Here is a 6747-nt window from a genome sequence, read left to right on the forward strand (position 1 = left end):
TCTAACCAACTTAATGGTTTGCTCAGAAATTTGCACAATATCAATCAAGATGTTATCAATTTTTAGGCTGACATCATGTTTAGGAATGCTTTGTAATGTTTCTAAAATTAGACCATTTAAAGTTTTAGCTTTAGTAACAGATAAGTCTAATTGCAACAATAGATTTAACTCTCGTATATTAACCCTAGGGTCAACTAAATAACCACCATCCTTCTGCTTAATGATTTCATCAATAATTTCATTTTGATTTGAAGTAAATTGACCCACAATTTCTTCCAGGATATCTTCAACAACAATCGCACCACGGACTTCACCGTACTCATCAACCACCAATCCCAAGCGTCTTTTTTGTGTTTGAAAATGCGCCAATTGGTGCGCTAGAGAAGTGCCTTCTGGCACAAAATAAGGTGTGCGAATCAATGTTAAGACATTCTCAATACTAAAGTCGCCTTTGGCATATAAATTTACAATATCACGCATATGTAGCAGACCTGTGATGTTGTCGCTTGATGTGTCATAAATTAGAAGTCTGGTATGTTGTATGTGTTTTAACTGCTTTAAAAGATCACCGGGCTTGTTAATGTCAACACTGATTAATTCATTTCTGGGGATCATAATATCTTCAACTTTCACTTTCTCTAAGTCAATAATATTAAGTAGCATTTTTTGATAGTTTGAGGCAATAATTGGCTTGGCATCATTCACTACCATTCTAAGCTCTTCTGAAGTAATGCTTTCGTTTTCATTTTGTGTTTTTACCCCTAAAGAAGCAAGAATAATTTTACTAATTTGTGCAATTATCCAAACAAAAGGCTTGAATAATTTGATAAATAGGTCAATAACAATCGAAGCGGGAAGGGCGACTTTTTCAGGGTTTTTAGCAGCAAAGGTTTTTGGTGTGGTTTCTGCAAAAACCAAAATAACAAAAGTTAATGCCAGTGATGCTAATATGACCGATCCTTCACCCCAAAGCTTAATTGCTAGTATCGTGGCAATACTGGCAGCAAAAATATTAACCAGATTATTACCCAATAAAATTGTGCCAATTAAATGGTCTAAATCATCTAGTAAACGCTCGGTGCGTTTGGCATTTTTGTTGGTTTTAGCGAGTACTTTGAGACGATAGCGATTAATCGCCATCATTGAAGTTTCAGTCGATGAGAAAAAAGCAGAAGCTAAGATAAGCCCTAATAGGATTATGATTAACCAAGGAGTTGAGAGTGAATCCAAGCGCTCAGTTTAACGCAAATGATTAAAAGCAGCAAGTCCAGGATAGATTGCATTCTCACCTAATTCTTCTTCAATACGCAATAGACGATTATATTTTGCCAAACGATCAGAACGCGACAGTGAGCCTGTTTTAATTTGACCACAGCCTGTTGCTACAGCTAAATCTGCAATGGTGGTGTCTTCAGTTTCGCCAGATCGATGTGACATTACACAAGTGTAACCAGCCTTTTCAGCCATTTCCATGGCAGCAAAAGTTTCACTCAATGTGCCAATTTGATTAACTTTTATAAGGATTGAATTGGCGATATTTTTATCGATACCTTTGGCAAGAATCTTGCTGTTAGTAACGAATAAATCATCGCCAACCAGTTGTACTTTATCACCAATTTTCTTACTGAGTAAATCCCAACCATCCCAGTCATCCTCGTCCATGCCATCTTCGATAGAGAGTATTGGGTAGTTTTCTACCCAGTTGGCTAAGTAATCAGCAAATTCTTGTGAAGTTAGTGAGCGATTTTCAGAAGCAAGATTGTAAGTGCCATTTTCATAGAACTCAGAACTGGCTGCATCAATGCCAATAAAGATGTCTTTGCCTGCGGTGTAGCCTGCTTTTTTAATGGCTTCTAAAATGACTTTAATCGCATCTTCATTCGAAGCAAGATCAGGTGCAAAACCCCCTTCATCACCAACAGCAGTATTGAGTCCTTTAGCCTCTAAGACAGATTTAAGATGGTGAAACACTTCTGCACCATAACGCAAAGCCTCTTTGAAACTTGGTGCACCCGCAGGGATAATCATAAATTCTTGAATGTCCACACTGTTGTTGGCGTGCTCACCGCCGTTGATAATGTTCATCATTGGTACTGGTAATTTGTACTTAGCGCCTAAATCTAATGTGTCGTACAGGGGTTTGTTCTGTCTGTTGGCATTCGCATGAGCCGCTGCCAATGATACTGCCAAAATAGCATTGGCACCTAGGCGTGATTTTGTCTGCGTGCCGTCAAGTGCAATCATTAAAGCGTCAATTTTTCCTAAATCTGTAATATCAGAACCCACTAAGGCCTGAGCAATTTCAGTATTGATAAATGCAACTGCTTTCAAAACACCTTTGCCAAGATAACGAGATTTGTCACCATCACGCAATTCTAACGCCTCGCGTGCACCTGTTGAAGCGCCTGATGGCACCATCGCACTACCCATTGTGCCATCGTTAAGAATAATATCTGCTTCAATGGTTGGGTTGCCTCTAGAATCTAGAATTTCACGAGCTTGAATGTGTTTGATTTTCACTGTGCGTCCTTTACTTATTTTAAAAATGACTTCATTTTACCAAAGAAGGAGTCTGACTCAGGGTGTTGTTTCTTTCCGCATGAGTTTGAGAATTCTTGTAACAATTCTTTTTGCTTTGTATTGAGATTAACAGGTGTCTCAAGTTTGACTTGGCAAATCAAATCACCTGTGCCACTACCTTGTAAACCAGTAATACCTTTGCCTTTTAAACGGAACTGTTTGTCTGTTTGTGTGCCTTCTGGAATTTTAATCTTTAATTTTCCACTCAGTGTTGGTACTTCAATACTACCACCTAGTGCCGCTGAGGCAAAATCAATGGGCACACCGCAATACAAATCATTGCCGTGACGCTCAAAAATATTGTGTGGTCTAACATGAATTTCAATATATAAATCACCGTTCGGTCCACCACGAGCGCCAGCTTCACCTTCGCCTGTGAGACGAATACGATTGCCAGTATCAACACCTGCAGGAATTTTAGCCGAGAGTGTTTTTTGTCTGCGAACCACACCTTTACCATGACAATCGCCACAAGGTGAATCAATCACTTGTCCCGCACCTCTACATTGTGGGCAAGGTTGTTGTACTTGGAAAGGGCCTTGCTGCATATGCACTTGTCCTGCACCTTGACAAGTGCCACAAGTTTTAGCACTGGTGCCTGGCTTAGCACCAGAACCACGACAAGTGTCACATTTTTCGCCTTTAGGAACACGGATTTGAACGGTCTTACCTTCGGCTGCTTCTTTTAGGTCTATTTCTAAATCGTAGCGTAAATCCGAACCACGATTATCTGCTTGCGCTTGGCGACTACCCCCAAAAATATCACCAAAAATATCACCAAAACCACCACCGCCACCGAATGGGCTGCCACCACCAAAACCGCCGCCTGCATTGCCATTGACGCCTGCATGACCAAACTGGTCGTAGGCTTGTCGTTTTTGCTTATCAGACAAAACTGAATAGGCTTTTTGTATTTCCTTAAAGGTCCTCTCAGCGGACTCTTTGTTGTTTTTGTTGCGGTCAGGGTGATGTTTCATTGCTAAGCGTTTATACGCTTTTTTGATGATTTTTGCATCATCACCTTTGTTAACACCTAATACTTCGTAATAATCTCTTTCTGACATGGTCTAATTTCCCGTAAAGCAAAAAACCCTCTTTAACAGAAGGTCTTTTTGTGTGAGTTTAAATAAAACGATTTACTTCTTATCGTCGTCCTTAACTTCTTCAAAGTCGGCATCTACCACATCCGCATCTTGTGCGCCTGCATTAGCGGCATCAGTAAAGCCATCACCGCCCGCATCTGTAGCTACTTTTGCTTGTGCTTTTTCAGCCAAAGGTTGAGCTACTTCGCTAAGACTTTGAACTTTAGTATCAATGGCTTCTTTGTCATCTGCTTTCATAGCTTCTTCAAGCTCAGTAATTGCTGCCTCAATTGCCGTTTTTTCATCGTCTGATACTTCATCTTTGTGTTCATCTAACAGTTGCTTGGTTGAGTGAATGATTGAATCTGCCATATTACGCGTGGTTACCAATTCTTGGAATTTCTTATCTTCCTCGGCGTTCGCTTCTGCATCTTTAATCATCTTTTCAACTTCTTCATCGCTCAAGCCACTTGATGCTTTAATGGTAATGCTTTGCTCTTTGCCAGAGTTCTTATCCTTGGCAGAAACATTTAAAATACCATTAGAATCAATGTCTAAAGTTACTTCAATTTGCGGCTGACCTTTGGGCGCATTAGGAATGCCCTCAAGGTTGAATTGACCCAATGACTTGTTTGCACTTGCAATTTCACGCTCACCTTGTAAAATATGAACCGTTACCGCTGACTGGTTGTCTGCTGCAGTTGAGAAGACTTGCGATGCATTGGTTGGAATGGTTGTGTTCTTTTCAATCAACTTAGTCATTACGCCACCCATAGTCTCAATACCGAGTGATAATGGTGTTACATCTAATAACAAGACATCTTTAACATCGCCACCAAGTACGCCTGCTTGCACTGCAGCACCCATTGCCACTGCTTCATCAGGGTTAACATCTTTTTTCGGCTCTTTGCCAAAGAATTTTTTCACTGCTTCTTGCACTTTAGGCATACGCGTAGAGCCACCAACGATAATCACTTCATCAATATCTTTGGCAGATAAATCTGCATCTTTCAATGCAATCTTACAAGGGTCAATTGAGCGCTTGATTAAATCTTCAACCAAAGATTCTAATTTAGCACGGGTCAATTTAATATTAAGGTGTTTAGGGCCTGAGGCATCAGCGGTAACATACGGAAGATTAACCTCAGTTTGCTCAGAAGAAGACAACTCAATCTTGGCTTTTTCTGCTGCTTCTTTTAAGCGTTGTAGTGCCATTGGGTCATTTTTTAAATCAACGCCTTGCTCTTTTTTAAATTCATCTACCAAGTAATTAATAATGCGCTGGTCAAAATCTTCACCTCCTAGAAAAGTATCGCCGTTGGTTGACAAAACTTCAAAGTGTTTTTCACCATCAATGTCTTCCATTTCAATAATGGAAACATCAAATGTACCACCACCTAAGTCGTATACAGCAACAGTTTTGTCGCCTTTAGATTTGTCTACACCGTAAGCCAATGCTGCTGCTGTTGGCTCATTGATAATGCGCTTAACATCCAAACCTGCAATCTTGCCGGCATCTTTGGTGGCTTGCCTCTGTGAGTCGTTAAAATAAGCAGGAACTGTAATAACCGCTTCTGTTACTTTTTCACCTAAATAGTCTTCGGCTGTTTTTTTCATCTTTTCAATAACTTTTGCTGAAATCTCAGGTGCCGCCATTTTTTTGCCGTTCACCTCAACCCATGCATCGCCATTGTCTGCTTTAACAATTTTGTAAGGTACAAGATCAATATCTTTTTGTACTGCTTCTTCGTCAAAACGACGACCGATTAATCGTTTAATTGCATATAGTGTGTTTTCAGGGTTAGTAACCGCTTGTCGTTTGGCGCTTTGACCTACTAAAACTTCCTCTGAATCTTTTGGAAAAGCAATAATAGAGGGGGTGGTGCGATCACCTTCAGAATTTTCAATGATCTTTATATTGCCACCATCCATAATGGCAACACATGAATTGGTGGTTCCTAAATCAATACCGATAATTTTTGACATTTTTTGCTCCTTTTAAATAGTTGTGAAGCCTATATAGGGACATAAAAAATTTAGTCAAGTAAAAAAATGGATTAAATTTTTTTCTTTTAGAGGTCTTTGCATAAATTAGGAATGATTGGAAAAATCCAATTTTTGCCCAATTGATGATTTCTTTAAACCTTGTCTTAGCAGGGCTAAGGCTAGGTTTAACCTCCTAGAGGACTGCTGGGTATCGCTGGAAAAATCGCCAAGTGGGTGAAAAGTGGATTTATGATGATTATTCTTATTTATGCAAAGGTTTCTTTTAATAGGGTTTCAATATTAGCTGGTACAAAACTACTAATATTGCCACCAAGGGATAAAATTTCTCTAACTAAGGAAGAAGAGATATTGGCATATTGTTCTGCTGGGGTCATAAATAGGGTTTCAATATGGGGGTTGAGATGTTTGTTCATACCTGAGAGTTGGAACTCATATTCAAAATCACTTACCGCTCGCAATCCACGCAAAATAATCTGTGCATTTTGTGCCTCGGCGAAGTCCACCAATAAAGTATCAAAACTCATCACTTTGATATTATCAATATCCGTCAAGGCATCTCTAGCGCCTTTTAATCTATTGTTAATAGTTAAAAAAGATGATTTTTTGCTGTTTTGCGTAATGCCAATAATCACGGTATCAAATAATTTGCTAGCGCGTTTTATTAAGTCAATATGTCCATTAGTAATGGGGTCAAAAGAACCGGGATAAATTGCAATTTTTTTCATGTCTCTGATTATACCTTCTTGAATTCAAATCATCACTACAACGCTTAATTAGTCGCCCCTTAAAAACCCATTCCAAACCAAACCAAAACCACCCATTTTGCCAACCATCTAAATCAACAAAACTGCTTTTTATCCAGCACCACAAAAAACCTTAGGTATTTTACAAAAAATAAGCCCAGTTTTTGCCAAAACAAAAAAATAGTGGCTATCACCAGCCATTTTCTCAAATTCCAAGCACAGGCAGCCATTAAAACATTAATCTCATCACCAACTTACCCTTTGAGTAGGTTTCTAGAGAGTCTAAAATCTGATTTAAGATGTCCGATAATCGGCTCAATCGCTGCGCGTCTTTT

At 39.3% G+C, this 6747-nt stretch carries 5 protein-coding genes; all 5 read right to left on the reverse strand.

The genetic code is table 11. The annotated features are described in order from the left end of the window. A partial coding sequence (locus BAZSYMA_RS00805; protein WP_090714576.1) for an HlyC/CorC family transporter occupies nt 1–1230 on the reverse strand: 1230 nt, incomplete at its 3' end. Nucleotides 1231–1239: 9 nt separating this feature from the next. Continuing rightward, complete coding sequence (gene eno, locus BAZSYMA_RS00810; protein WP_090714578.1) at nt 1240–2520, reverse strand: phosphopyruvate hydratase; 1281 nt, start codon at nt 2518–2520, stop codon at nt 1240–1242. Nucleotides 2521–2534: 14 nt separating this feature from the next. After that, nucleotides 2535–3644 carry a molecular chaperone DnaJ gene (gene dnaJ, locus BAZSYMA_RS00815; RefSeq protein WP_090714580.1) on the reverse strand — a complete coding sequence of 370 codons (1110 nt, stop codon included), beginning with the start codon at nt 3642–3644 and terminating at the stop codon, nt 2535–2537. A 72-nt stretch (nt 3645–3716) separates the two neighbouring features. Then, nucleotides 3717–5648, reverse strand: coding sequence for a molecular chaperone DnaK (gene dnaK, locus BAZSYMA_RS00820; RefSeq protein ID WP_090714583.1), 1932 nt, complete (start codon nt 5646–5648; stop codon nt 3717–3719). Nucleotides 5649–5914: 266 nt separating this feature from the next. Continuing rightward, the gene (coaD, locus tag BAZSYMA_RS00825) at nt 5915–6394 is read right to left on the reverse strand and encodes a pantetheine-phosphate adenylyltransferase (protein WP_090714585.1); all 480 of its coding nucleotides are present in this window, start codon (nt 6392–6394) and stop codon (nt 5915–5917) included. Between the last annotated feature and the right edge of the window lie 353 nt (nt 6395–6747).

This window comes from Bathymodiolus azoricus thioautotrophic gill symbiont, assembly GCF_001298715.1.
Taxonomy (GTDB): Bacteria; Pseudomonadota; Gammaproteobacteria; order PS1; family Pseudothioglobaceae; genus Thiodubiliella.